Annotated in this window: 24 protein-coding genes; 13 read left to right on the top strand and 11 right to left on the bottom strand. The window is 67.0% G+C overall.

All coding sequences use genetic code 11. The features are described 5' to 3' along the window. Positions 1-94: 94 nt before the first annotated feature. Positions 95-835: an SIMPL domain-containing protein gene (locus F0U63_RS33765; protein WP_395836389.1), complete on the top strand. Its 741-nt coding sequence runs from the start codon at positions 95-97 to the stop codon at positions 833-835. Between the two features lie 500 nt (positions 836-1,335). After that, the gene (locus tag F0U63_RS33760) at positions 1,336-2,364 is read left to right on the top strand and encodes an aspartyl protease family protein (protein WP_395836387.1); all 1,029 of its coding nucleotides are present in this window, start codon (positions 1,336-1,338) and stop codon (positions 2,362-2,364) included. A 233-nt stretch (positions 2,365-2,597) separates the two neighbouring features. Here F0U63_RS33760 and F0U63_RS33755 read toward each other — a convergent pair whose 3' ends face one another. Next, positions 2,598-2,927: a hypothetical protein gene (locus tag F0U63_RS33755; RefSeq protein ID WP_395836385.1), complete on the bottom strand. Its 330-nt coding sequence runs from the start codon at positions 2,925-2,927 to the stop codon at positions 2,598-2,600. A gap of 591 nt (positions 2,928-3,518) precedes the next feature. Here F0U63_RS33755 and F0U63_RS33750 point away from each other — a divergent pair. Continuing rightward, positions 3,519-4,691, top strand: a complete 1,173-nt coding sequence (locus tag F0U63_RS33750; RefSeq protein ID WP_395848469.1) for an amidohydrolase family protein — start codon at positions 3,519-3,521, stop codon at positions 4,689-4,691. A gap of 240 nt (positions 4,692-4,931) precedes the next feature. Here the strand turns inward: F0U63_RS33750 and F0U63_RS33745 are convergent, their stop codons facing one another. Continuing rightward, positions 4,932-5,792, bottom strand: a complete 861-nt coding sequence (locus tag F0U63_RS33745; protein WP_395836383.1) for an SDR family NAD(P)-dependent oxidoreductase — start codon at positions 5,790-5,792, stop codon at positions 4,932-4,934. An 89-nt stretch (positions 5,793-5,881) separates the two neighbouring features. Between F0U63_RS33745 and F0U63_RS33740 the strand changes: the two genes are divergently transcribed. Next, complete coding sequence (locus F0U63_RS33740) at positions 5,882-6,985, top strand: hypothetical protein (protein ID WP_395836381.1); 1,104 nt, start codon at positions 5,882-5,884, stop codon at positions 6,983-6,985. Positions 6,986-7,312: 327 nt separating this feature from the next. Here F0U63_RS33740 and F0U63_RS33735 read toward each other — a convergent pair whose 3' ends face one another. After that, on the bottom strand, positions 7,313-7,588 hold the full coding sequence (locus F0U63_RS33735; protein ID WP_395836380.1) for an RCC1-like domain-containing protein: 276 nt from the start codon (positions 7,586-7,588) through the stop codon (positions 7,313-7,315). Here F0U63_RS33735 and F0U63_RS33730 point away from each other — a divergent pair. From F0U63_RS33730 to F0U63_RS33715, 4 genes are all read left to right on the top strand, one after another. After that, positions 7,568-9,865 (top strand): MASE1 domain-containing protein, encoded by a 2,298-nt coding sequence (locus F0U63_RS33730; RefSeq protein ID WP_395836378.1) that lies wholly within the window; start codon positions 7,568-7,570, stop codon positions 9,863-9,865. The two genes, F0U63_RS33735 and F0U63_RS33730, sit on opposite strands and share 21 nt — an antisense overlap. 381 nt (positions 9,866-10,246) lie before the next feature. Continuing rightward, positions 10,247-11,563 carry an ATP-binding protein gene (locus F0U63_RS33725; RefSeq protein WP_395836376.1) on the top strand — a complete coding sequence of 439 codons (1,317 nt, stop codon included), beginning with the start codon at positions 10,247-10,249 and terminating at the stop codon, positions 11,561-11,563. 92 nt (positions 11,564-11,655) lie between these two features. Further along, positions 11,656-13,893: an ATP-binding protein gene (locus tag F0U63_RS33720; RefSeq protein WP_395836374.1), complete on the top strand. Its 2,238-nt coding sequence runs from the start codon at positions 11,656-11,658 to the stop codon at positions 13,891-13,893. After that, positions 13,890-14,369 (top strand): response regulator, encoded by a 480-nt coding sequence (locus tag F0U63_RS33715; protein WP_395836372.1) that lies wholly within the window; start codon positions 13,890-13,892, stop codon positions 14,367-14,369. The genes F0U63_RS33720 and F0U63_RS33715 overlap by 4 nt, the downstream gene beginning before the upstream one ends. On the opposite strand, the gene F0U63_RS33710 is transcribed toward F0U63_RS33715, so the two are convergent. The 3 genes from F0U63_RS33710 to F0U63_RS33700 form a co-directional block, all read right to left on the bottom strand. Beyond that, on the bottom strand, positions 14,356-14,601 hold the full coding sequence (locus tag F0U63_RS33710; protein ID WP_395836370.1) for a hypothetical protein: 246 nt from the start codon (positions 14,599-14,601) through the stop codon (positions 14,356-14,358). The two genes, F0U63_RS33715 and F0U63_RS33710, sit on opposite strands and share 14 nt — an antisense overlap. A gap of 167 nt (positions 14,602-14,768) precedes the next feature. After that, a complete protein-coding gene (locus F0U63_RS33705; RefSeq protein ID WP_395836368.1) occupies positions 14,769-14,993 on the bottom strand; it encodes a hypothetical protein in 225 nt (74 codons plus the stop codon). A 39-nt stretch (positions 14,994-15,032) separates the two neighbouring features. Next, entirely contained in the window at positions 15,033-15,170 is a 138-nt protein-coding gene (locus tag F0U63_RS33700) for a hypothetical protein (RefSeq protein WP_395836366.1), read from the bottom strand. Between the two features lie 138 nt (positions 15,171-15,308). Here F0U63_RS33700 and F0U63_RS33695 point away from each other — a divergent pair, with 138 nt between their 5' ends. The 4 genes from F0U63_RS33695 to F0U63_RS33680 all read left to right on the top strand — a co-directional run bounded on the left by F0U63_RS33695 (position 15,309) and on the right by F0U63_RS33680 (position 17,328). Next, entirely contained in the window at positions 15,309-15,485 is a 177-nt protein-coding gene (locus F0U63_RS33695; protein WP_395836364.1) for a hypothetical protein, read from the top strand. Between the two features lie 103 nt (positions 15,486-15,588). Next, a complete protein-coding gene (locus F0U63_RS33690) occupies positions 15,589-15,936 on the top strand; it encodes an FAD-dependent oxidoreductase (RefSeq protein WP_395836362.1) in 348 nt (115 codons plus the stop codon). Positions 15,937-16,037: 101 nt separating this feature from the next. Continuing rightward, positions 16,038-16,784 carry an alpha/beta fold hydrolase gene (locus tag F0U63_RS33685; protein WP_395836360.1) on the top strand — a complete coding sequence of 249 codons (747 nt, stop codon included), beginning with the start codon at positions 16,038-16,040 and terminating at the stop codon, positions 16,782-16,784. Next, positions 16,765-17,328: a TetR/AcrR family transcriptional regulator gene (locus tag F0U63_RS33680; protein ID WP_395836358.1), complete on the top strand. Its 564-nt coding sequence runs from the start codon at positions 16,765-16,767 to the stop codon at positions 17,326-17,328. Before F0U63_RS33685 ends, F0U63_RS33680 begins: the two co-directional genes overlap by 20 nt. 173 nt (positions 17,329-17,501) lie before the next feature. Here the strand turns inward: F0U63_RS33680 and F0U63_RS33675 are convergent, their stop codons facing one another. Next, the gene (locus tag F0U63_RS33675; protein ID WP_395836356.1) at positions 17,502-18,263 is read right to left on the bottom strand and encodes a hypothetical protein; all 762 of its coding nucleotides are present in this window, start codon (positions 18,261-18,263) and stop codon (positions 17,502-17,504) included. A 170-nt stretch (positions 18,264-18,433) separates the two neighbouring features. Here F0U63_RS33675 and F0U63_RS33670 point away from each other — a divergent pair, with 170 nt between their 5' ends. Beyond that, complete coding sequence (locus F0U63_RS33670; RefSeq protein WP_395836354.1) at positions 18,434-21,193, top strand: AbfB domain-containing protein; 2,760 nt, start codon at positions 18,434-18,436, stop codon at positions 21,191-21,193. Positions 21,194-21,294: 101 nt separating this feature from the next. Here F0U63_RS33670 and F0U63_RS33665 read toward each other — a convergent pair whose 3' ends face one another. The 4 genes from F0U63_RS33665 to F0U63_RS33650 form a co-directional block, all read right to left on the bottom strand. After that, positions 21,295-21,675 carry a hypothetical protein gene (locus tag F0U63_RS33665; protein WP_395836352.1) on the bottom strand — a complete coding sequence of 127 codons (381 nt, stop codon included), beginning with the start codon at positions 21,673-21,675 and terminating at the stop codon, positions 21,295-21,297. Between the two features lie 244 nt (positions 21,676-21,919). Further along, complete coding sequence (locus tag F0U63_RS33660) at positions 21,920-22,885, bottom strand: TIGR01777 family oxidoreductase (protein WP_395836350.1); 966 nt, start codon at positions 22,883-22,885, stop codon at positions 21,920-21,922. Between the two features lie 109 nt (positions 22,886-22,994). Further along, a complete protein-coding gene (locus tag F0U63_RS33655; protein WP_395836348.1) occupies positions 22,995-24,119 on the bottom strand; it encodes a sugar ABC transporter substrate-binding protein in 1,125 nt (374 codons plus the stop codon). Between the two features lie 48 nt (positions 24,120-24,167). Further along, positions 24,168-24,710 (bottom strand): thiol-disulfide oxidoreductase DCC family protein, encoded by a 543-nt coding sequence (locus F0U63_RS33650; protein ID WP_395836346.1) that lies wholly within the window; start codon positions 24,708-24,710, stop codon positions 24,168-24,170. Between the last annotated feature and the right edge of the window lies 1 nt (position 24,711).

Here is a 24,711-nt window from a genome sequence, read left to right as displayed (position 1 = left end):
GGCCCACCTGCGCGGGAACCCACACCCACCCCGGTGGTTCAACTCTGGTAGATCCTTCGTTCTAAGTTGATGGGCTTGCTTCGAGGAGGGCCTCATGGATCGCCGCGCCATTCACATCTCTGTCGGTCTCATCATCTGCACGCTGATCGCCTCGGTGACCTGGGCGTGGGTCCGACTGCATCGCTCGACGACCATTGACGTGCGCGGCTCGGCCAAGCGACGCATCTCCTCGGACCTTGTGCAGTGGGCCGCGGTCGTGGGCGCCCGGGACAATACCCGGGTCGGCGCCTACACCACGCTGGCCAAGGACGTCGAGCGGACCCGGCAGTTCCTCGAGAGCCAGGGCGTGCCCGCCGAGCAGATTCGCATCTCGTCCGCCGACGTGCAGGAGTTGGTGCGCGAAGAGACCCTTCAAGAAGGCTCGAAGCTCATCCAGAAGCAGGTGTTCGACGGATGGCACGCGCAGCAGCGCATCGAGATCACCTCCACCGATGTGCCGCGCATCGAGCGGCTTGCGCGCGAGGCCACGCAGCTACTGGAGAAGGGCATCACCATCACGTCGGAGTCACCTCGGTATCACTACACCAAGGTGTCCGATCTCAAGATCGAGATGCTGGCCGAGGCTTCACGCGACGCGCGCCTGCGCGCGGAGCGGATGCTGGAGGCAGCCGGCGGAAGGGCCACCGTCGGGCGTGTGGAGGGGATCAGCACCGGCGTCATCAACATCAACGCCGCCAACTCCACCGAGACCTCGTGGGAGGGGAACTACGACACGAGCTCGTTCGAGAAGGACCTCATCACCACCGTGCGTGTCCTGTTCGAGGTGAACAATTAGGCATACCGTTGGGTGCCGTCAGGTACGCCAACACCCGGCGCCTGCCTCCACAGGTCGCCGATCTGACCGCGCGCGTGCTCTACCCGTAGCGCGCCATGATCTCGCCCGCCCAAGCCGGTTCGCGGAGGTCGCCCAGCGGTAGGACCCCCCTTCGCCCGTGCGGGTGGCGGACCTCGTCACCATGTCCGCCCTTTCGCAGCCACGGCGATGTTGGGGAAAACTGCTCTTTCCGGGCCGTCAAGTGGACCCTGTTCGCGCTGCGGAGTGCCCCGAGGGGCCTCCCTGGACTTCCCAAATCGGGTGCGAGTAGAAAGCGCCGGATGAGCACTCCGACGTGCAAGAACCACCCCTCCAAAGAAGCGGTCACGACCTGTGCCGACTGCCTTTCGCTGTTCTGCTCCGCTTGCACCGTCTACTTCGGGCAGGAGGAGTTGTGCTCCGGGTGCTTGCCGAAAAGGAAGGCCGCGCGGTCACGGGCACGGGCGATCCCGGCCGTGGGTGTGTTGCTCCTCGCCGCGGTCTCGGTGGGTTGGTGGGTGACGCGCCCGAGGCCGCCGGCTCCAGCCCCGCAGAGCCCGAAGACTGATCACGGTGAGTACAACCAGGTGATCGACTCACTCACCGAACACATGCAAAAGGAACCGTGTGATCGAGCGAGCATCGTCAAGCTGGGCGAGTGGCTCCTCAAAGCGAGCGACGCGCGGGGCGCGCTCCAGGTTTCCGGGAAGTTCTTCGACAAGTGCGGAGAACACCTGCGGCTGCGTTGGGTGAGCTACAGCGCTCACAAGCAGTTGTCCGAGTTCGACGCGGCGGCGGAGGACGCTACCCGCCTCATCGAGAGTGAGCCGGACGACAAGGACTACTGGTTCTGGCGCGGGCAGGCGAGGGAGATCCAGGGTGATCGGCACAGCGCCATCAGGGACTACCAACAGGCGATCGCACTCGAGCCACGGCTCCAGGGCGTTCCGCTGAATCTGGTGAACCTGCTCGAGCAGGCCGGGCAGCCATGCGAGGCGCTGGTGGCGCTGGATACGTACATGTCCGTCTACCCGGAACTGCGGGCCGAACCCCGCCTCCAGGTCCGTCTGGAGAAACTCGGGGGCAACTCCAAATGCGCCGGGTTCCTGGGCACGGGGAAGGCCATCCTTCCACGGCGAGCATCCGATACCGCCATTCTTGCTCCGGTGGTGGTGAACGGAAAGCAGAAGGGCTCCTTCATCCTCGACACAGGAGCGACGTATGTGACGCTCACCCGCGCCTTCGCGGACACTCTTGGGCTCGATCCATCGCAGGGTTCCAGGGTCAACGTGGTCACGGGGGGCGGCATGCGCACGGTCAGGATGGGGCGCGTCGAATCGCTGGAAGTGAACGGCGTGCGTGCAACCAACGTCGAGGTGGCGATCTTGGACGATCTCCCCAACCACGTGGATGGGCTGTTGGGGTTGTCATTCCTCAACCGGTTCGAGGTCAAGGTCGATGCCACCAAGGTCCAACTGGAGCAGCGATCGTTGGTGCTGGGAGCAAAGTGAGGGCGCTCGTACCACTTGGTGACTTGGGAAGTAGCTCGACTTCGACGTGTTCGCCTGCGTGAGGTGTGGAGGCAGGCCAAAGGTGCTGGCGGGGGTGACGGCCCCCGCTGGGGTGCGCTCGAGGGGGAGCTCCTGGGACTGCCCACGCAGGCACTGAAGCGTCCTGGATGCGCGCGCACCATTCGACATTACCCGGGCCCTGGATTCCGTACCACCAGGGCCCATTTCTCTCTCTACTCAGAAATCATTCGCTTCTCCATCTTCTCCGCCCACTCCTCGTCGCGGAAGTCCAAGACCTCCTTCACGCGTGAAGGAGCGATGCGAAGCCGCACCTCCAACACGAGGTCCCCATGAAGTCGAAATGGCGTCCCCTTCATCAAACCGCCAAAATCCTCCTCACCCGAGCACCCAGACTGCTGAAGCTCGCAAAGAGAAACGTTCCTCCGAATCACTCCGTACTGCTCGCCATACTTTCTCGTCATCAACTCCGACGAAAGCTCAACCGCGAGCAATCCAAGAATGAAGCCCAGTGCAACCCATGCAAGCCTCTTCATCAAGGCCATGTTGCCCCAAAACCGTTATCCCCTCCGCCATAAATGACATTGAAGACAAAGTGCTGGCAATTATTGAACAGCACATTGTCTCGAGGCGTGTTTTTGAGCTGACCACATCCCGGATCCACTGCCGCGGCGGTGCCCGCACCATCAAGAGGAATCACCTCCACCGCATAGCGCCACTTCCTGGCGCACGGGGTTGGCACGTCGCTGGATTTGGTCGCGAAGGAGGCAGGCGTCGGGCCGGGTACACTGTACCGCCACTTCCCCACGCGGGAGGCGCTGCTCGCAGCGGTGCTGCAGTTGCGCTCGGAGGAGTTGGTCGCGCGGCGCGCGGACTGTGCTCCGCGCATTGGGACGCCTGCCGCTCCAACGAGCATTGATCGCCGCACGACCGGCAAGCACACAATGTGCGGGAGAGCCACAAAACCAGGGCTGGCTCACGCGGGAAATGGCCCGTCCCCGTGGACGTACGGAGGACGGAGCATTGACTTCGGAGGGCAGGAGCGCATGGCTTGGAAGATGTTGTTCGTCGCCGGAGTGCTGGGTTTCATGGGGTGCAGGACGCCAGCCAGTTCTGGGAGGGTCACGGACTCAGAAATGTCCACCCTGGCGCTCGTTGGCGGCACGGTCTACCCGTCCCCCGAGGCGACTCCCATCGCGGATGGGGTCGTGCTGATCTCCTCGGGACGGATTTCCGCGGTGGGGCCTCGGGCGGAGGTGGAGATTCCAGCGGGGGCGACCGTCCTCGACACCTCGGGCCAGACGCTGTTGGCCGGGTTCTGGAACAGCCATGTCCACTTCACCGAGCCATGGGGACAGGGCGCGGCGACCCTGCCCGCGTCCGAGCTCGCGCAACACCTCCGGGACATGCTGCTGCGCCACGGCTTCGTCCACGTCGTCGATACCGGCTCGTTCCCGGAGGCGACGCTGGCCCTGCGGCGGCGCATCGAGGCCGGCGAGCTGACGGGTCCCAGCATCATCACCGCGGGTGTTCCACTGGCTCCGGTGGATGGCACACCTCGGTACGTTCCGGTGAAGCTGCCGGAGCTCCGGACGCCGGAGCAGGCCAGGGCGATCGTGAAGGAGCAGCTCGGGGGCGGCACGGATGCCATCAAGCTCTTCACCGGCTCCCTCACGGCACACCCCCCCTATCCGGTGATGCCGCTGGCCATCGTGCAGGCGGTGACCGAGGAAGCTCATGCGCACGGCAAGCCCGTTTTCGCGCACCCGACGAACGCGGCGGGACTGAGCGCGGCCGTGGAGGGAGGCGTGGACGTGGTGGTGCACACGGCGCCGATGGCCGGTCCGCTATCGGACTCACTCCACGAGGCCATGGTGCGCCGGAAGGTGGCACTGGTGCCGACGCTCGCCCTGTTCGAGTGGGAGCTGAAACGTGCCAACGAGGAGCCCATCGTGCTCGAGCGCTTCACCCAGGCGGGAGCCGAGCAGGTTCGCAACCACGCCCGGCTTGGAGGCCGCATCCTCTTCGGCACGGACGTAGGCTACATGACCGACGACGATCCACGGCGCGAGTACGTGCTGCTGCGGGGAGCGGGGCTCGACCTGCGGGACATCCTGGCGAGCCTGACGACGAACCCCGCGACACAGTTTGGCCAGGAAGCGCGGACGGGTCGGCTCGCGCCGGGACTGGATGCGGATGTGGTGGTCATCGACGGAGACCCGTCCCGGGACATCGAGGCGCTCGCCAACGTGCGCCTGGTGTTGAGGCAGGGGAAGAGCGTCTTCCGCCAGGACACGCTTCATCGATGAGTAACACCGGACGCGCAGGGGACTCCCTCGTGAAGAGGACCTCTTCAGCAGCGACGAGGTCATGCGGGAGCGGGCGCGTGTCACGGCGGCGCGCGTCCAGGGAAGGGATCCCTTGCGTGCCGCCGTCTCCTGGCTTGAGAACTCCCTGGTGGGATGCGATGGCGTGACGGCCGGGACCGGGTGATGGATATGCCACCCGAGGTGAGCACGGACGTGAAGCGAGTCAGGGGCGGCGGATGCTCACGAGCCAAGCCCCACCATGAGGGCGCTCGCGCGCCACAAATCCCCGCCACGCATGACGTCATACGAGGCCTCGGAGGAGCGGATTTCCCGCATGCCTTCGAAGTACTTCCCGCTGGTGCCTTCGAGCGCGGGGGCGTGCACCAGATGTGCGAGTGCTGTCCCGGACTCCTCGGTGGTGTGGATGTTGGGCAGGAGCAGACGCCGAAGCAGCGGGATGATGCGCGGCAGGATCTGGGTCCAGGCGAAGCGCGCCACGGCCCCCGCATCCCGCGCGAGACCGGTGCCCGGCATGAGTCCCGGGTCGAAGGCATTGACCGTCACCCCCGGAGGCAGGCGACGCGCGAGCTCGTACGCGAAGAGCACGTTCGCCAGCTTCGAGGTGGCGTAGCGGCGCCTTCCCGCGCGCACGGGATCATCACCCCGCGCGGCCTCCCCGAGGTCTCCCTGGGCGAGCGCCTCGGGCGTGGTCCACACAGGGTCTGGCATGCCGAGTCTTTCCTGTGCTGGGTCGTGCACGCCGCTGGCCACCACCGCGATGCGCGCTGGCGCAACCAACCTGGGCAGCAGCAGGTTCACCAGCAGGAAGTGGCCGAGATGGTTCACCCCAAAGGTGGATTCAAAGCCATCCAGGGTCCGTTTGACGGACACATCCTGGACACCCGCATTGCACACGAGCGCGTGCAGAGGCGGGAGCTGGCCGCGGGCCAATCTCTGACCCAGCTCATCCGCGAAGGAGCGAATGGACGCGAACGATGCCAGGTCCAGCCGCATGGCGACAACCGACGCCGAAGGCATCCGCCGCCTCAAGGACTCCACCGCCGACTGCGCGCGCTCCGGGTCACGGCACGCCAGGACCACCGTCCACCCCTCGGGTGAGCTCGCCTACCCCTGGCGCAGTAGTGCTAGAGTCACGCCCTCACCCTCGTGACTTACCTTTGCACACACCCATGAAAAAGACTCTTGCCTCACTTCTTGTTCTTTCTGCCGTTGTCATCTCCTGCAGTGATGAAGGCTCTGGATCCAAGGACCTGACCTTCAACCTCAAGGGTGCAAAGGCTCTTCTCTATAGCCAGCAGGGCATCAGTTCCGGGCGTTCAAAGGCCGCGGAATCAAACCTCTTCAAGATTGAAGCGAATGGCGATGTCACTCCCGTACTTGAAGGCTCGGAAGTGGTGAGGGTCAATGCAATCTCCTGGGGCATGATAGTCACGACTCGTGCCACGGGAACGGATGACCTCCGGACTTTCTATGTGAAGCCTGACAATACCTCCGGCGAACTCCCAGCGGACATCGGGAGATTCATTGGGGAGAACGATAATGGCGATGTTGTATTTGTCACCAGCACAGTGCTTAGAAAGTCGACCTTGACGTTGGAGCCAATACAAACCACGCTCACCCGTCCGCTCGTGGACGCCATGTCTGGCAACTTTGTCATTATCAGTGATGGGTCCATCCACCAGGTTCTCAACACTGTCGACGGAGTGCGCTACAACGTCATGAGCTGTAACGGACCGCATGTCCTGGCTTTGGATGCCACCCACGCGGTGATTGATGATTGCCAACCCAAGGCAGTGATCGACATGGCTACCGGCGAGCGCACGGAAGGTGACGTCCGCGCGTTGAACCATGAGGGCGTACGCAGTGAGAACGGAGCCGTGGTGCTTGCTCAGGGGCTGGGAAGCGACTTCAACCTTTTTTATCTCGGTGAAGTTGACGTTCACGGTGGTCTCACGCTTGTCAATGAATACGGATTCCAACCCGGCTCCCCGTGCATGAGTTGCAGCTCGAATTCCGTGCTGCATAAGACCGGTGATTATTTCATCGTGCGCGAGCTCAGCAAGGTAACTGTCGTCAAACGAGGTGAACCCAATCCTGTCTTTATCTTGTCAGGCTATAATGTCACTTCTGTTTCGACGAGTGAAAATCGTGTCTACTATCTCGCGGAAGACAGCACGGGTCATCCCATCACCGGTGTTTATGATCTGGTGACCCAGGAGAACAAGGTGTTGCAGGACTCAGGACGGTTCACTGAGATCCATGCCATGAATTAGATGCGGGGTGCGGCCCCAGGCCCAGCGGGCAGGCGGGGGAGGCCTCGGAGGTTCCAGGAGTCTCCCCTCTGTATCGTCGATGGCGCCCTCTGTCACCGTGCGTTCGCGCCGATGCCGAAGCTGTCGCCTCTCCTCGCCCGGCACTTCACGGTGTTCACGTACGACCGCCGCGGCCGGGGCGACAGCGGCGATACGCAGCCCTACGCGCGGGAGCGGGAAAGACGGACCCCCGGCTGAAGCAGGCGGCCGAGGGCGTCGCGAAGGCCGTGCCGAACGCACAGCACCGCGCGCTGGCGGGACAGACACATGACGTAAGCCCCAAGGTCCTCACCCCGGCGCTCGTCGAGTTCCTCGCCTGACACAGGACGGGATCGCCCTCCCGCTGAATCCGACACCACTCCATGGGGGAAGCGTCTGCCCGAGCGAGTCATCCCCCCAGGCGACGAGGGCGCCCTCCCGCGTGAGGGCGAGGCTGTGGCGGGAGCCCGCTGCAATGGCCACCACGCCCCTCTGCCCCTTGGGCACCCTGGACTGTCTCGGCACCTGGCCGAGGATGAGGTGCTCCCTGGCGCGGATAATAGGATGAAGCCATGGTTCTATCATGCGCCCGCGCGCGGGTTCGGGGGAGTCATGATGGCAAGCAACCTGCGCCGTTGGCGCTCGGGGTGGTCGCCGGCGACGCGGCAAGCGCTCAACTTGTTCCTCGGCTGCGCTGCCCTCTTCGTGGCCTACTGCGCCCTCGGGAAACTCAACCAGGCTTTCATCTTCCCCCCTCGGAACGCCATATTCTGGCTGCCTAGCGGCCTGGCTCTTGCCTGGATTCTCCGCACGCCCCGCTCTCATTGGCCCGCCTACCTGCTCGCCATCTTTGGAGCCGATGTGTGGATCGGCTCATGGCATGGCTTCCCCCTCTCCATCATCGTGGCCTGGGCGCTGGTCTCCGGTCTGCTGCCTCTCCTCGGCGCCTGGCTGTTACGCCCGCCGTCGGGCCACCCTTTCGTGTTCAGTCACGCCGAGGACATCATCCGCCTGGTCTTGCTGGCCGCTGGGGTCGGCGCATTCCCATGCGCGCTCATCGCGGCGGCTGCCAACGTCACGTGGTTGGAGGCCGGCTCGTACTGGACGAAAGTGGCCACGTGGTGGACCAGCGACGCCCTTGGGGTGATTCTCCTCACTCCCTTCTTCCTGGTCTGGACGGAGCCCGCGAGCCCTCGCTTCGGTCGCGCTGTCGAAGCCCTGGCCTTGCTCGCGTTGCTGACGACCGTGGGATGGTGGGTGTTCTCCTCCACGCAGCCGCGTGAGTTCGACGCGGCGCTTCCTTTTCTCCTTCTCCCCTTGATCGCATGGCCAGCCCTGCGTCTCGGAGCGCGAGGCGCGACGGCTGCCACGGTCATCCTCGATCTGATGGCGACCTGGCACACGGTTCACGAGCGCGGGCCCTTCGCGATGCTGAGCATGACCGTCGGCACACGCATCTTGAACCTGCAGCTCTACATCTCGTTCCTCAACCTGTTCGTGCTGATCCTGGCGGTCGTCGTCGTCAAGGAACGGCAGGCACGCGCCGCCGCTCAGCAGGCGGAGCAGCGCGCCAGGTTTCTCGCCGCTGCATCCGAGTCCCTGTCGGCCTCGCTTGACTACGCGGAGAGCCTCTCCGCGCTGCCGCGGCTGTGCGTGCAGTCGCTGGCGGACTGGTGCGTGCTCGACGTCGTCGAGGACAACAAGCTTCGGCGCCAGGGTTCCGCGCATCGGGATCCCTCAAAGCTGAGACTCCTCGGTGAGCTCGCGGAGCGTTATTCACTCAACAACCACTCGCCTCAGCCCGCGGCTCAGGTGCTCCGCACGGGCGAGCCTCTCCTGTTGCCTCGGACCACCGACGACGTCATTCGGAACTACAGCGCCGACGATGAGAACGTACGGCTGATCCGGGAGCTCGGCACACATACGGTGATGGCCGTCCCGCTCGCCCTCCGCGGGAAGATGATCGCCGTGCTCACCCTCGCCTCGGCGAACCCAGGCCTGCCCTACAGCTCCACCGACATCGTGTTCGTGAGCGAGCTCGGGCGCCGGGCCGCCATCGCCATCGACAACGCGCGCCTCTATCGCGATGCACAGGACGCCAACCGCTTGCGGGACGTCTTCGTGTCCTTGGCCTCGCACGAGCTGCGCACCCCCCTCCTGCCGCTCCGGCTGCGCCTGCAGATCATCCTGCGCAAGTGCGCTCGGGCCACGTCCGCCCTGGACCCGGCCTGGCTCGTCCGGGAACTCACCGCCGCGGAGCATCAGACCCGGCGGCTCGGACAGTTGGTCGATCAGCTCATCGACGCCTCCAGTCTCAGCTCGGACCAGCCGTTGGAGCTGCACCGCAAGCGGGTGGACCTGTGCACGGTGGTGGAGGGTGTCCTCGAGTCGATGCGGGAGCAGATCGACGCCAGCGGCTGTCAGCTCGTCCGGAAACTGCAAGGTCCAGCCCTGGGGGAGTGGGACCAGCGCCGGCTCGAGCAGACGGTGTTCCAACTGGTGCACAACGCGCTGAAGTTCGGGCAGAGGAGGCCCGTCGAGGTCAGCGTGGTGCCGGGCGCGACGTCGGTGCGCTTGGTGGTGCGCGACCACGGCCTCGGGATGTCGGAGAGCGAGGTGGCCGACATCTTCGACCGGTTCTCGCGCGGAGTGTCGGACCGGCATTACGGAGGGCTGGGCATTGGCCTCCATCTCGTGAAACATCACGTAGAGGCACACGGTGGGAAGCTCTCCGTCGAGAGCCAGCCGGATGCGGGCTCCACGTTCACGCTGGAGCTGCCGGCGGCGGTACGCCAATACACTCCACCTGCCTCCACACCTCACACAGGCGAGCACGTCGAAGTCGAGCATCTTCCCCAGTAACTCCGCTCAGATGTCCACACGCCCCCACTGCCTGCCGCTCTCCTCGAGCGAGGGCGGCCAGGGCAGGGGGGCCCAAGGGGTCGCCAGCGGCGGGCGAGTCCGTCTCCGCTTCGGCCTCCGCCGCGGCGTGAGGCCCGCGCGGCGCCGGTCCATTCGCGGAACATCTCCTACTCAACATTGAATCCGGCATGCTGGGGGGGCGTTGCCGGCCAGGGATATATCTTTGTCTGAAAATCCTGTTTAGTCATGTGATTGGAAATTGGACCGCCCCCCATTGGTCGCGTAGCTCACCTATCTGTTCTCGAGAGTTGATAGGCATTTCCGCGGTTCTGGATGCGGACAGCGGACTCGGAAGAGGGGGCAGGTGGGGGAGTGTACACCATGAGTCTCTCAGTCGTGCCCGCGCCGCGTGTCCTGGTCATCGATGACACTCCGTCGATTCACCAGGACTTCCACCGGCTGCTCGCCGAGAGCGAGGGCGGCGCGTCACTCGCGGAGTTGAGGGCCTCGCTCTTCGGCATGCCTCCACCCCAGCCCAAGGGGTATTGCTTCGAGGTGGACTCCGCCTTCCAGGGAGAGGAGGGTCTGCAGCGCGTGAAGGCCGCACTGAAGGAGGGGCGGCCGTACGCCCTGGCCTTCGTCGACGTCCGCATGCCGCCGGGAATGGACGGCGTGGAGACCACCGAGCGACTCTGGCGGGAGGACCCGGACCTCCAGGTCGTCCTCTGCTCGGCGTACACGGATTACTCCTGGGAGGAGGTGGTGCAGCGGCTGGGCATCAGCCAACGGTTGCTCATCCTCCACAAGCCCTTCAGGAGCATGGAGGTGCGGCAGATGGCCCACGCGCTCGCCGAGAAGTGGGAGCTGTTGCGGCGCGAGCGCAGGCGGTTGGCGGAGCTGGAGCAGGCCAACGCCCAGCTACGGCGGGAGACGGAGGAGCGCAGGCGGCTGGAGTTCAAGCTCGTCCAGGCCCAGAAGCTGGAAGCGCTGGGGCGGCTCGCCGCCGGGCTGGCACACGAGGTCAACAACCCCCTCAGCTTCATCATCGCCAACCTCCACCATGTTCGAGGGGAGCTGAAGGCGCTGGCCGCCACCCAACCCCCGCGAGACGTGGAGGAGCTCCAGGAGTCCTGCCACGATGCGCTCCAGGGCTGCGAGCGCATCCAACGGCTGGTCCAGGACGTGCGGGGGTTCTCCCGCGGCGGGAACTTCCCCGACGCGCCGGTGGCGCTGGACACGGTGCTGGAGGAGGCCCTCGCCATGGCGAACCTCGCCCAGGTGCCGGGGCTCCAGGTCGAGTGGGCGCGGTGTCCGGTGCCGCCCGTTCTCGCCGACGAGCATGGGCTGGGGCAGGTCTTCCTCAACCTCATCATCAACGCCCTCCATGCCGTGGCGAAAGGGCCCGCCGAGCCCCGCATCCGCGTGGCCACGGGCCTGCTCGCGGATGGCCGGGTGTGGGCGGAGGTCCAGGACAATGGCCACGGCATCGCCTCCGAGGACCTGGGCCGCATCTTCGAGCCCTTCTTCACCACCAAGCCGCCGGGTGTGGGCACCGGGCTGGGCCTGTTCATCTGCCACGGCCTCATCACCGGGTTCGGCGGCGAGCTCTGCGTGGAGAGCCAGCCGGGCCAGGGTGCGACCTTCCGCGTCCTGCTGTCAGCGGCCCCCGCCGATGCGCCCTCCAGCGCGGTGGCATGAGCTTCCGAGCGGGCAGCCTCCGTTCCCCGCTCCCCTGGTGTTTCCGGTAGGTCCGTGCGTGGATTCACGCTCCAGTCCGTTGAGCGCGCTCCATGCCGAACTCGATTCCTTCCCGCCCTCGTGCCTCCCTGGCCCGCGCGACGCTCCTCAAGATGGGGATGCGCATCGCGTTGGTCATCGCCCTGAGCACGCTCTTCAGCTACCTGCACCTGTTCAAGACGCTGCGCGACCAGTCCCTCCTTCAGCTGGAGCGGTCGGTCGTCGAGCGCGTCCACCGCGAGGAGTCCATCTTCCTCCTGGCGGAGGACCACCATGCCTTCCTCAAGAAGGCCCTCCAGGAGCGCATCCAGTCCTTGAGCCAGGAGGAGGCGGTCTCCCGCTTCGAGCGCCTGACCGTCCAGCTCCCCGACGGGACGATCCGCAGCCGTCCCGAGGGCTTCGATGGCACGAAGATGCCGGGGTTCATGGTGTTCCGCGGCGTGTCCCCCAACGCGGAGCTCCGCCAGCGGCTCGTGGCGGCGTACGACGTGCTCGTCCAGCACGGGCCGCTCCTCCTGACCCGCGTCGCGGACATCTACATCATGATGCCGGAGGGAGCATTCGTGACCCTGTGGCCGGAGCGCCCCACCTATACCCAGGACACCGAGCCCGACTTTCCGCTCTACACCTTCGATTACTTCACCAACAGCCTTCCCCAGAACAACCCCCAGCGGAGGACGGCCTGGTCTGGCGCCTTCCTGGACCCGGTCTCGCAGGTCTGGATGGTCACGGCCTCCACCCCATTGGATATGGAGGGCCGTCATGTGGCCACCATCGGCCATGACGTCCTCCTGAATGAGCTGATGGCCCGCACCGCCAAAGGCCACCTGCCCGGCTCGTACAACATCATCTTCCGCGACGATGGTCAGCTCATCACCCATCCCGAGCTGAAGCTGGATGGCAACGTGGCCTACAACATCCGCGACGTGTCGTTGTCCGGGAGCTCCACCGAGTTCGGCTCCCCGGAGCAGCGGGCCCACCTGCGGCACATCTTCGAGCGGGTGATGGCACGCGCGTCCGACCAGAGCGTGCTGGAGCTGCCGGAACACGACGAATTCCTCGCCACGATCCGGCTGGGGGGCACGGGCTGGAACTTCGTCACGGTGCTCCCCGAGAAGGAGCTCACCAGGCCCGCCCTCCTGGCGGCGCGCTACGTCCTGGCGTTCGGCCTGGCGTCGCTGGTGTTGGAGCTGGCCATCATGTCCTGGGTGCTGCGGGAGCAGATCTCCCGCCCCCTGCTGGACTTCACCCACGCCACCAAACGGATCGCCACCGGGAACTTCCAGGTCCAGCTGGACACCCGGCGTCAGGACGAGCTGGGACAGCTGGCCTGGTCCTTCCGCCTCATGGCCGACGAGGTCCAGCGGCGCGAGGAGGCCTTGCGACAGGCCAACGAGGGGCTGGAACAGCGGGTGGACGAGCGCACCCGGGAGCTCAAGGACGTCCACCGGCAACTGGTGCAGGTGGCACGGCAGGCGGGCCGGGCGGAGGTCGCCACCAGCGTGCTGCACAACGTGGGCAACGTGCTCAACAGCGTCCACACCTCGGCCATGCTGGCCAAGGAGCGGCTGGTGGGCCTCCAGGTGGACGACGTCGGCCAGCTGGCCACCCTGCTCGAGGAGCGGCGCGAGGACCTCGCCACCTTCCTCACCCAGGACGAGCGCGGCCGGAATGTCATGCCCTTCCTGAGCGGGCTGGGACAGCATCTGCGCAAGGAAACCCATGAGGCCGTGTCGCTGCTCGACGAGGTGGGCCGGTACACCGAGCACATCGGCACCATCGTGAAGCTGCAGCAGAACTACACCCGGACCCCCCGGCTCAACGAGCCGGCCCACCTGGTGGAGCTGTTGGAGGATGCCTTGCGCATCAACTCGGCGGGGCTCACCCGTCATGAGGTGCGGGTGGAGCGGCACCTGTCCCCCGTGCCCCAGCTCCTGACCGACAAGCACAAGGTGTTGATGATCCTGGTCAACCTCATCAGCAACTCCAAGTACGCCCTGGATGCGGCGCCCGCGGAGCAGCGGTGCCTGACGCTGCGGGTGGAGGCGCCCGCGGCCGACCGCGTCCGCATCGAGGTGAGCGACAACGGGGTGGGCATCGCGCCGGAGCTGCTCACGCGCATCTTCCAGCACGGCTTCACCACCCGGGAGGAGGGCCACGGCTTCGGCCTGCACTCCAGTGCGCTGGCGGCCCAGGAGCTGGGCGGCACGCTGACGGCGCACAGCGACGGTCCCGGGCGCGGCGCTACCTTCACCCTGGAATTGCCCTGTACCCCCCCGGAGGCGGCATGAGTGACAAGCGGCGGATCCTGGTCATCGATGACTCCGCGGCCATCCACCAGGACTTCCGGCGGCTGCTCTGTCCGGAGCGAGGCGGGAGCCCGGAGCAGCTCTCATCGCTGCGGACGGCCCTCTTTGGCGCGCCCCCCGCTCGTGCGCGGCCCGCCGGTCCGGAGTTCGAGATGGAGTCGGCCTTCCAGGGACAGGAGGGGGTGGCCAGGGTACGGGAGGCCGTGGCGGCGGGCCACCCCTACGCGTTGGTCTTCCTGGACTACCGGATGCCGCCCGGCTGCAATGGCGTGCAGACGCTGCGGGAGCTGTGGAAGGTGCACCCCTCGCAGCGGGTGGTGCTCTGCTCGGCCTACTCCGACTACTCCTGGGAGGAGATTGTCGAGGAGTTCGGCGAGACCCCGCTGCTCAAGGAGCTGCGTAAGCCCGTCAACGGCTACGAGCTGCGGCAGCTGGCGCTCACCCTCACCGAGCCGTAGGCCGTCCCATGATCCGGTGGCGCGGTACCCGGTGCAGCTCGGCGAGCAGCGGGGACTGCCCCATCTGCTGCATCACCAGGTCGTTCAGCTCGTTCATCAGGGCGCGGAACTCGTCCTCGGATAGGCCGCTGGCGTCGACCCGGGAGCAGGTGCTCTTCCTGGACGCGGCACCGGCCGCGGGGGCGCCCGGGGTGTGCGCCTCGGCTTCATTGGGCAGCCAGTCACCGATCATGCCCGCCTCGCTGACCTACCGCCATGACCCCGCCGAGCCCTGGAGGAGCGAGGGCGGAGCCCGCGGGCTGGCCTTCGCCATGTTGGGTCACCGGTGGAGCGCCAGGCCGAGGCACCCACCGATTCCGTGCACTGAATGGCGTGGCACCCAGGTTCGCCGCAGGTGCTTCAGCAGGTGCGGGAACAGCTAGACTCACAAATACTGCGCAGCAGATTACAGAGGGCGATCTGCTGCGCATTGTTACCCGAACTGTTCAGACACCGCTGAAAGTTGGGGTTGCAGGACGAGCAGCATGCACCCGACTGCGCCTCGGCCTCCTGCGCGGGAAGAATCACAGCCCCGACCGCCCCCAGCATCACTCCGAGAAGTCCCACCTTCAGCGTCTTCATCATGGCGCACTCCCTATCGAAATGTCGAGACGGTGAATCCCGTCAATCCAAGCTTCTCCCGGGTGTGGAGGGATTGTCAAAATCAATCAAACCACCCATGCTGTTTTTGGATTCTTCTTGTTTTCTTGGTTTGTGATTGAGGCCTTCATGCTCGGGTGTGCCCGCCACCGGTTCAGGCATTCTGTCCTCCATCCACCGTGATGCTGGTACCCGGCACATGAGCGGCGTCCGGCCCGGAGTCCCTCTCGGTCCCTACTACATCAGCCCGGCCCCTCAACAGGTCCCCGTTTTTCCCATACGCCATGCGAGAATCACGACATGCGGCAAGCACTCGGGTGGATGGTGGTCGCGCTCTGCTGTGTCGTGGGCGCGGCGTCCGGTGAGGAGCGGCTGGATGTGCGGTTGCAGGAGGCACGGCGTGCCTGGGAGGAAGCGCGGAAGCTCTCCCAGCCGGCAAGCACGCGGACGCCATTGAGCGGGATCAGCATGCACTGACGCTGCAGGAGGCGGTCGTGCTGGCCCCGGCAGCGGCCCTTCTCGGCCCCTGCGCTCCAGCCCTCTCCCTCCACATGGCTTCTCTCCCGCCTATACGCCACCAGTGGGAGCGGGTTCCGGGGGTAACCTGCTCGGAGACGCCGCGCACCTCGCGGCCCCGAACGGCGAAGGCGCCAACCTGGCCATGTACGACGGCGCCGAACTCGGCAAGGCCCTCGCCGCGCACCCCGGCGACGTCGAAGCCACCCTCACCGAGTATGCGCAGGCCCTGTTCCCGCGCGGTACCGCGGCCGCCACCGACGGCACCCAACTCCACGAGTTCCTCTTCGGCGACAACGCCCCCCACAGACTGGTCACCGCGACGCGCAGACCCCATGAGCCGCCAGGCGTGGGGGAGCACCGGCGCGCCCCCGCGCGAAGGCTGTTCGCCCGGGCCGCGCTCGCGGGTTGACAACGCTGGCTAATAGCGTTAGCTATAAGGCTATGGGCATTAGCTTTCTGGACAGGGAAGGCCGACGCGTCGCCTACGAGGCACGTGGCTCTGGGCCGCTGGTGATCTGCTCCCCGGCGATGGGCGACACGCGGGAGGCGTACGGCCTGTTCGCCGACGGACTCGTCGCGCGGGGCTACCGTGTCGTGCTGCTCGATCTGCGGGGGCACGGCGACAGCGACCACGGGTTCACGCGCTACGGGGACGAGGCGACCGCCGAGGACCTCCTCGCCGCGATCGACGCGTTCGGCGACGGGCCCGCCTACCTGGTCGGCGCCTCGATGAGCGCCGCCGCCGCCGTCATCGCCGCGGGACGCAGACCCGAGGCGGTCGCCGGTCTCGTGCTCCTCGGACCCTTCCTGCGCAACGGAGCCGGACGAGCGGCCCAGCTGGCCCTGCGCGTGATGCTGAGCCGGCCGTGGGGCCCGGCGATATGGCGGTACTATGCGGCGTCCCTCTGGCCGGGTCTCGGCCGCGAGGAGGCCCGCGCCCGTGCGGCGAAGACGACGCAGCTGCTCACCCGGCCCGGGCGGTGGCGGGCGTTCACGGCCACGGCCCGCACGGATCATGCGGTGGTGACACCCTGGCTCGCGTCCGTCACGGCGCCGTCGCTCGTCGTGATGGGGGAAGCCGATCCGGATTGGAAGAACCCGCGCGCCGAAGCGGAGTGGATCGTCCAGCAGCTCGGCAGCCAGGTGTTGATGGTGCCCGGCGCCGGCCACGCCCCCATGCTGGAGGCGCCCGACGTCGTGACACCGCGGATCCTCGAGTTCCTGAAGGGAGCAGCGGATGCCGCGCGCCGGCCTTGACCCCGAGATCATCGTGCGGCGCGCGAGCGCGCTCGTCGACGTGGACGGCGTGCACGCGCTGACGCTCGCGCGCGTCGCCGCCGAGTTCGGCGTCGCGACGCCGAGTCTGTACAAGCACATCGGTGGGCTCGACGATCTCCTCGCGCGGGTGGCGGCCGCCGCCACGGCCGACCTCGCCGCGCGGCTTGGCGTCGCGGCACGTGGCCGGTCGGGCCGAGCCGCACTGGAGGGGATCGCCAACGCGTACCGGCGTTTCGCGCGCGAGCATCCCGGCACGTATCCGCTCACGCAACGCGCCGTGAGCAGTGCCGCTTGGGAAGCGGCGGCTTCCGACGCCGTCGCCTCGGTCGTCGCGGCGCTGTCGGGATACGGCGTGGAGGAAGACGACACCGACCGCATCCGGTTCGTGCGTGCCGCGCTCCACGGATTCGTGGACCTGGAGCGGAGCGGGGGATTCGCGCTCCCCGTGTCGGTCGACGAGAGCTTCGCGTTCCTGATCGACGCGCTCGACGAGACCCTTCGAGCACTGCACACGAAACGATGACCCCTCGGGTCATCTAGCGGCTCAAGGGACCGAGGGGAGGAGGGTGGGGGTGCTCATGGAAGACCGCATGGGAGGACCGCGGGTGGAGCGGGCACACGGATGGCCGCGGCGCCGCTCCGGTCAGGAGCGGCGCACGACGGGTGCCCGGGACTGAAGGGAAGGGGCCTGCTGCGTCAGTGCAGCACGCGGCCGGGAAGGCTCAGGTCACCGGAGGCGACGTCGAAGGTGCTCGTGACGCACAGCAGCGGGTCGTGCAGGTTGGCGTTCACCTTGAGGGCCGCGGTGACACCGTCGTAGTTGAACTGCACGGGAAAGGTGGCGGCCTTCTCGGGGATGCGCACCTCCACCACCTGTCCCCGTAGCGCGGGCTTGAAGCCTGGGGAGTCGATGAGGATGGGCAGGCCGGGCCACGTCTTCGGCAGCTTCGGCTTGGAGCCCTCCGGGATGTCGCGCACCTTCAGGCCGCCGGGACAGGAGGCGTCCTTCACCAGCACCACCCAGTGGCTGTGCCACAGGTTGCCGTCGTTGCCCTTGTTGCCGTCCCCGTTCTCGTCTTCCAGCGGCGTGTCGTCGAAGTCCGGGTGGGCCGTCAGCACGAAGGCGAGGATGCCCTGCGCGGTGTCGAAGCCCACCGCCCCCGAGTCGATGGAGGTGGGCCAGACGTAGGAAAACACCTCGCTGCCGGCCAGTTGTCCGGTGGGCGTGGGGGTGAGCTTGCCTGCCTCCTCCCGCACCTCCTGACGGAAGAGGATGTGGCCGCCCTCGCGCCGCACCTCGGTGCGCACCAGGTCGAAGGAGGCCGTCACCTTCGGGGAGACGGGCGCGACAATGCCCTTGGCGGGCTTGTCTTGCTTGGGCGGTGCGTGGTTGGCGCCGTGGGCGAGCGCGAGCGTGGGGAGGAGGAGCAGCGGGACGAGCAGGACATGGGACTTCATGGGGAAGCGCCTCCGTTTGGTTTCGACCCGATACCAAATGCCAGCGGCGCCCGGTCTTGTCAAGAAGGTTTCGACTCGATACGTTATAATTCCTGTTTTGACAATATTCCTTGTTGGCGTCTGGTCTGCCGATTACAGCTCATTCAATCCAATTCAGGAGATTCCCCCGCATGAAATGCAATCAATGGACTGGCGGCGTTGCCTTGCGCTTGCTGCCTTTGTTCTGTGGTCTGTTGTCGCTCCAAGGCGCTCAGGCTGCCTGGGCCCCCAAGACGCCACCCCTCTCCACGCCGTGGACCTCCCAGGTCTCCACCACCAATGCCCTTCCGGACTATCCCCGTCCGCAGATGGTCCGCTCCGACTGGCTCAACCTCAATGGCGAGTGGCAGTTCGGTAACGCCACCGCGGGCCAGACCCCTCCCTTCGGCCAGAACCTCGCTGAAAGCGTTCTCGTCCCCTTTCCCATCGAGTCTGGCCTCTCCGGCATCAAGCGCTACCAGGAGCGCATGTGGTACCGCCGCACCTTCACCGTCCCCGCGGCCTGGAGTGGCCGGCGCGTCCAGCTCCACTTCGGCGCCGTGGACTGGGAGGCCACCGTCTATGTCAATCGCCAACTGGTGGGGAGCCACCAGGGCGGCTTCGACGGCTTCAGCTTCGACATCACCCCTCAGCTCAACGGCGGCACCAACGAGATCATCGTCGGTGTGTATGACCCCACCGAGGAGGGCGGGCAGCCCGTGGGCAAGCAGCGCAAGAACCCGAACAGCATCTGGTACACGTCCGCCTCGGGCATCTGGCAGACGGTGTGGCTGGAGCCCACGCCCTCGGCCAGCATCACCCGGCTGGACATGACTCCGGACCTGGCCGGCTCCGCCCTCCGCCTCACGGTGCGGGGCACCGGCGTGTCGGGCCAGACGGTCGAGGCCGTGGCCTTCGATGGCACCACCCAGGTGGGCAGTGCCACCGGCGGCGTGGGCGCTGAAATCCGCATCCCCGTGCCCAACCCCAAGACGTGGTCTCCCGACAGCCCCTTCCTCTATGACTTGCGCGTCTCCCTCAAGAGCGGCTCCACCGTCGTCGATCAGGTGACGAGCTACTTCGGCATGCGCTCGGTGGGCCTCAAGCTCGTGGGGGGCTACCTGCGCCCGGTGCTCAATGGTCAGTTCGTCTTCCAGATGGGCACCCTGGATCAGGGCTACTGGCCGGATGGCATCTACACCGCGCCCACCGACGAGGCCCTCAAGTTCGACATCCAGAAGCACAAGGACCTGGGCTACAACCTCATCCGCAAGCACATCAAGGTCGAGCCCCAGCGCTGGTACTACTGGGCCGACAAGCTCGGTCTGCTCGTCTGGCAAGACATGCCCTTGATGGACAACCGGACGCCCTCCGCCACCGCGCGCGGCCAGTTCGAGAGAGAGCTGCGCGAGATGGTGGATGAGCACCGCAGCTCACCGTCCCTCATCACCTGGGTGGTGCAGAACGAGGGCTGGGGTCAGTACGACCAGGCCCGGCTCGCGGACCTGGTGAAGAGCTGGGATTCCTCCCGCCTGGTGAACAACATGAGCGGCATCAACTGCTGCGGCTCCGTGGACGGTGGAAACGGCGACCTGGCGGACTGGCACGTCTACCCAAGCCCGGCTTCACCTTCCGCGTCGACCTCGCGCGCGGCGGTGCTGGGTGAGTACGGCGGTCTGGGCCTGCGCGTCCCCGGCCACGAGTGGAGCCCCGGCAACGGCTTTGGCTACGAGATGGTCGCCGATGGCGCGGCGCTCACCAGCCGCTATGTGGGCTTCATCCAGGGACTCCAGAGCCTGATGAACAAGCCGGGCCTGAGCGCGGCCGTCTACACGGAGATCACGGACGTGGAGAACGAGGTGAACGGCATGTACACCTACGACCGTGCCGTCCTCAAGGTGGACCTCAACCCGGTGCGCACCGCTCACCTCAACCTGATCGCCGCCTCGCGTCAGCTCAACAACCTGGGACTTCTGGGCGCTGGTGGCCAGTACCGCTCCCTGCAGGTGACGACGCCGGGCTACACCCACCGCTCCGTGCGCCACCTCGACAGCCTGGGCTTCACCGAGGTGGTGAACAGCGGCAGCAACGGCACGCTCAAGCAGGACGCGACCTTCAAGATCGTGCCCGGCCTGGCGGACGCCAGCTGCTACTCCTTCGAGCCGCGCAACTTCCCCGGCAGCTACCTGCGCCACTACGGCAGCCGCCTCCGCAGGGATGTACGAGACGGCACGGCGCTCTTCGACCAGGATGCCACCTTCTGCGCTCGCCCGGCGCTCGACGGGTCCCCGCTGTACGCGTCGCTGGAGTCCAAGAACAAGCCCGGCTTCTATGTGCGCCACCGCGTTGGCGAGGTCTGGTTGGATGCCTTGGAGAACACCACGGGCTTCCGTCAGGACGCGACGTGGGCCCCGGGAGAGGCCTGGTGGAAGAGCGACGCGAATGTCCCCGTGGGCGAGTACCGCTCCTTCCAGGTGACGACGCCGGGCTACACCCACCGCTACCTGCGCCACCTCGACAGCCTGGGCTTCACCGAGGGGGTGGACGGCGCCAGCTCCACCACGCTCAAGCAGGACGCGACCTTCAAGCTCGTGCCCGGCCTGGCGGACGTCAGCTGCTACTCCTTCGAGTCGCGCAACTACCCCGGCCAGTACCTGCGCCACCAGGGCAGCCGCCTCCGCAAGGATGCTCCCGACGGCTCGGCACTCTTCGACCAGGACGCCACCTTCTGTGCCCAGCCGGGTCTGTCTGGCACCGGTGTCTCGTTCGAGTCCTTCAACTTCCCCGGACGCTACATCCGTCACTCCGCCGCCCAGGTGTGGACGGCGTCGGGGTTCGGGATCGGTTGGGACATGGCCACCAGCTTCAAAGAGGACACGAGTTGGAACATCGTGTCCCCCTGGGCTCCCTAGGTCCCCCAGACGTCCGCTTCACTGCGCAGGCTTGAAGCGGCTCTTCGTGCGGCGCGAAGCAGGGGAGGGTCGGCCGACCCTCCCCTGGGCCCCGGACCCGGTTACTCCGCGCTGACCGTGCCCGAACGCGGGTAGACGCGGTAGATGCGGTTGTTGGTGTTGGAGCGGACCCGGATCTCGTCACCGGCCACGCCATCAAGATTGACGTAGTCGACGAGCGTCCACGAACTGCCGAAGGTGCCGGCGCCGTTGATGGTCTGCAGGTAGCCGGCGCGTGGACGCAGGATCAGCAGATTGCCGTTGCCGCCCTGGGCCATCGCGATTTCGTTGCCGGCGACGCCGTCGAAGTCACGCACACCGTCGCGCAGCGTCGCGTACTGGCTGCCGATCCAATAGCTGTTGATCGTCCCCGATTGCAGCGACACGATCCGCACTTCGCTCGGCAGCGCGATCAGCAGTTCGGCGCCGGTCACGCCGTTCATGTCGCTGGCGCAGTTGGCGATCTCGGGAAGGCACGGCCGCGGCAGCGGCCATGAGCAATGTGAAACCTATCTTTCCGAACAGACGGTGCATGGCGAACTCCTTGTCGGTGAGGTGCGACGGGATGGATCCGGAGGGCGACCGCATCGGGGTGAGCAGCAATGACGGAAGTCGCCTCTCATAGCACGTGACATCCATCCGGATATCGCCAACGCCCGGGTGGCACTTGCATGGCACAGCCGTTGCTCAAGGCCCATGCATCCCTCTTGGAGAGGGATGGGATGCAACCCAAGAACGGGGACAGCAGAGGATATCCGCCAGGGCCTCGTGGAGATTCGTGTGGCGGAAGGTGAAGCCCTCGGCCATCAGCCGCTGGGGGATGCCGCGCCGCCCGCTCAGGGCCAGCTCCGCCTCCGTGCCCATCCACCGCGCGCCCACGCGCACCGCCCACGCGGGCACGGGCGGGCTCCAGGGGCGGTGCAGCACGCGGCGCAACGTGCGCATGAACTCCGCGTTCGTCACGGGCGAGGGCCCGGTCGCGTTGTACACGCCCTCCATGCACGGGTCCTCGATGGCTCGGAGGAAGAGGGCGTTGAGGTCATCGATGTGCAGCCAGCTGATGTACTGCTCGCCGCTGCCCACCGCGCCGCCGAGCCCCCAGCGCGCCAGCCTCGCGAGCTTGTCGAGCGCGCCCCCGTCCCGTCCCAGCGCGAAGCCGATGCGCAGCAGCACCTGGCGTGTGCCAGGCGAGCGCTGCTCGGCGAAGACCGCTTCCCACTGGCGGCACACGTCCACGGAGAAGCCCTCGCCGGGCGGTGAGCGCTCGTCGCGCACGGCGTCGCCCGAGTTGCCCAGGATGGCGAGCGAGGCGGCCTGCACCCAGACACCCGGAGGCGTGGCGCACCGGCGGATGGCCTCGCCCAGCACGCGCACCGAGTCGAGCCGCGAGGAGAGGATTTCGCGCCGGTTCTCCGGCGTGTAGCGGCAGTCCACGCTGCGGCCCGCGAGGTTGACCACGGCCAGGGCGCCCTCGAGCCGCGTGCACCAGTCCCCCAGGGTCCGGCCGTCCCAGGCCACCTCGCGAGCCGAGCCCGGCGAGGGGGAACGGGTGAGGATGATGGCCTCGTCACCCCTCGCCTCCAGCTCCCGCGCGAGCGAACGGCCGAGAAAACCGCTGCCTCCCGCGAGCACCACCTTCCGCGTCGTTCCCATGACCATCCTCGCTTTCACGCGCTTCGTTGCCAGGGAGTACCGGCAAGGGGGCTCGCGGTTGCGGGGGGATTTTCCGGCAATCCGCGGGCTGGCGTGAGCGCGCGATGGCTCAGGGGGTGAGCTGCGCGCTGGCGCAGGCGCTCGCGTACGCGCCCTCGCACAGCTGCGCGGCCGTCCAGAACTTGTCGGCGAGCACCGTGCTCTTCACGTTCTCCTTGGTGACGGCCACGGGGGTCAGCAGGATGGAGGGCACGTCCTTGGTGCCGTTGTTCACCTTGCCGTTGATGCGCTCGGCTGGCGGCTTCTCGCCGCGCAGCAGCGCCACGGCCACCTCGGCGGCGATCCCCGCCTCGAGCTTGATGGCCAGGTAGACCGTCATGTACTGCTCGCCCGTGAGGATGCGCTGGACGGCCGTCAGCTCCGCGTCCTGGCCCGTCACGGGGGGCAGGGGATCGATGCCCGCGGCCTTCATCGCCGCGATGGCGCCACCGGCCATGCCGTCGTTGGCCGAGTACACGCCGATGATCTTGTCCTTGCCGAGCCGGGTGATGGCCTGCTCCATCTGCTGCTGGGCCTTGTCGGGGCTCCAGTCCGGGGTGTCGTACTCGGCGCCCACCGTGAGGCCGCTGCCATCGATGATGCCGTGGGCGCCGGACTTGTAGAACCGGGAGCTGTCGTCGGTGGGCGCGCCGTGGAGCATCACGAGGGTGCCCTGCGTCTTGCCGTCCGCCTTGAGCTTGTCCACCAGGGCCTGGCCCTGCAGCCTGCCCACCTGCTCGTTGTCGAAGGAGATGTAGTAGTCCACGTCCGCGTTGAGGACGAGGCGCTCGTAGCTGAGCACCGGCACCTTCGACTGGCGGGCGCGCGCGACGATGGCCGCCGCGGCGCCGGAGTCCACGGGATCCAGCACGAGCACCTTGGCGCCGTTGACCAGGGCGGCTTCGGCCTGGTCCTGCTGCTTGGCGACGCTCTGATCGGCGTTGCTGTAGAGCACCTCGCAGTCCGCGCACAGCTCCTTCACGCGGCGCTCGAAGTGCGGCCGATCATGGCTCTCGTAGCGCGCCGTCTTGGACTCCGGCAGCAGCAGGGCGATCTTCCCACCCGAGGGGGCCTTGGCCGGGGCCGTGGCGCCTGGAGCCTCGGGCTGCTCGCGCTTGCATCCGGGAGCCGCGAGCAGCAGTGCGGCGAGCAGGCCCGCGGTGCGGCGGGCGGACAGGGGGGTGGTGGGGCTCATGCGTGGATCTCTTTGGAGTGGGGGTGAACCGGTCGCTCCGTCCGGAGGTTACCCCTGTGCCACTACCTCCGCGAGGCAGTGAGGGCAGAACGCGCGGCCCCTCACCATGGGTTGGCCGCAACTGCCGCATCGCTCCCGCGAGGGCAGGCGGCAGGCCGCGTCGTCCGGGCCGCATCTGGGCGCATCCGGCGGCCCCGCCTCGCGCTCCAGGTGCTGGCGCACCACCTCGTCCTCCAGGTGCAGCCAGCCGGACAACCTCCGGCGGTTGCTGGAGAGCAGCTCGAAGGCGTTGCGCGCCAGCGGCATCAGCGCGGGGCTCGACAGCCGCAGCGCCCACTCCCGGTAGTCCTCCAACGCCCAGAGCACCATCAGCCAGGCCTGGGTGTCCCGGTAGACGCCCCCCTCGTCATCCACCACGAGCAGCTCCTCCCGGCTGCCAGAGCGCCGCAGCTCGGGAAAGCGCCGCGCCGCCTCCTCGCCTCCCGAGGCGAGGCACTCGAGCGCGACCCACGTGGACTGCGCCTCCAACCACCGCGCGCAGCTCACACAGAAGCCACACGTCTCGTCATACAGCACGCACAGGGCTCGCATG

Source organism: Cystobacter fuscus, assembly GCF_044360685.1.
Taxonomy (GTDB): Bacteria; Myxococcota; Myxococcia; order Myxococcales; family Myxococcaceae; genus Cystobacter; species Cystobacter fuscus_C.
This window is presented reverse-complemented; position numbering and strand designations above follow the sequence as displayed.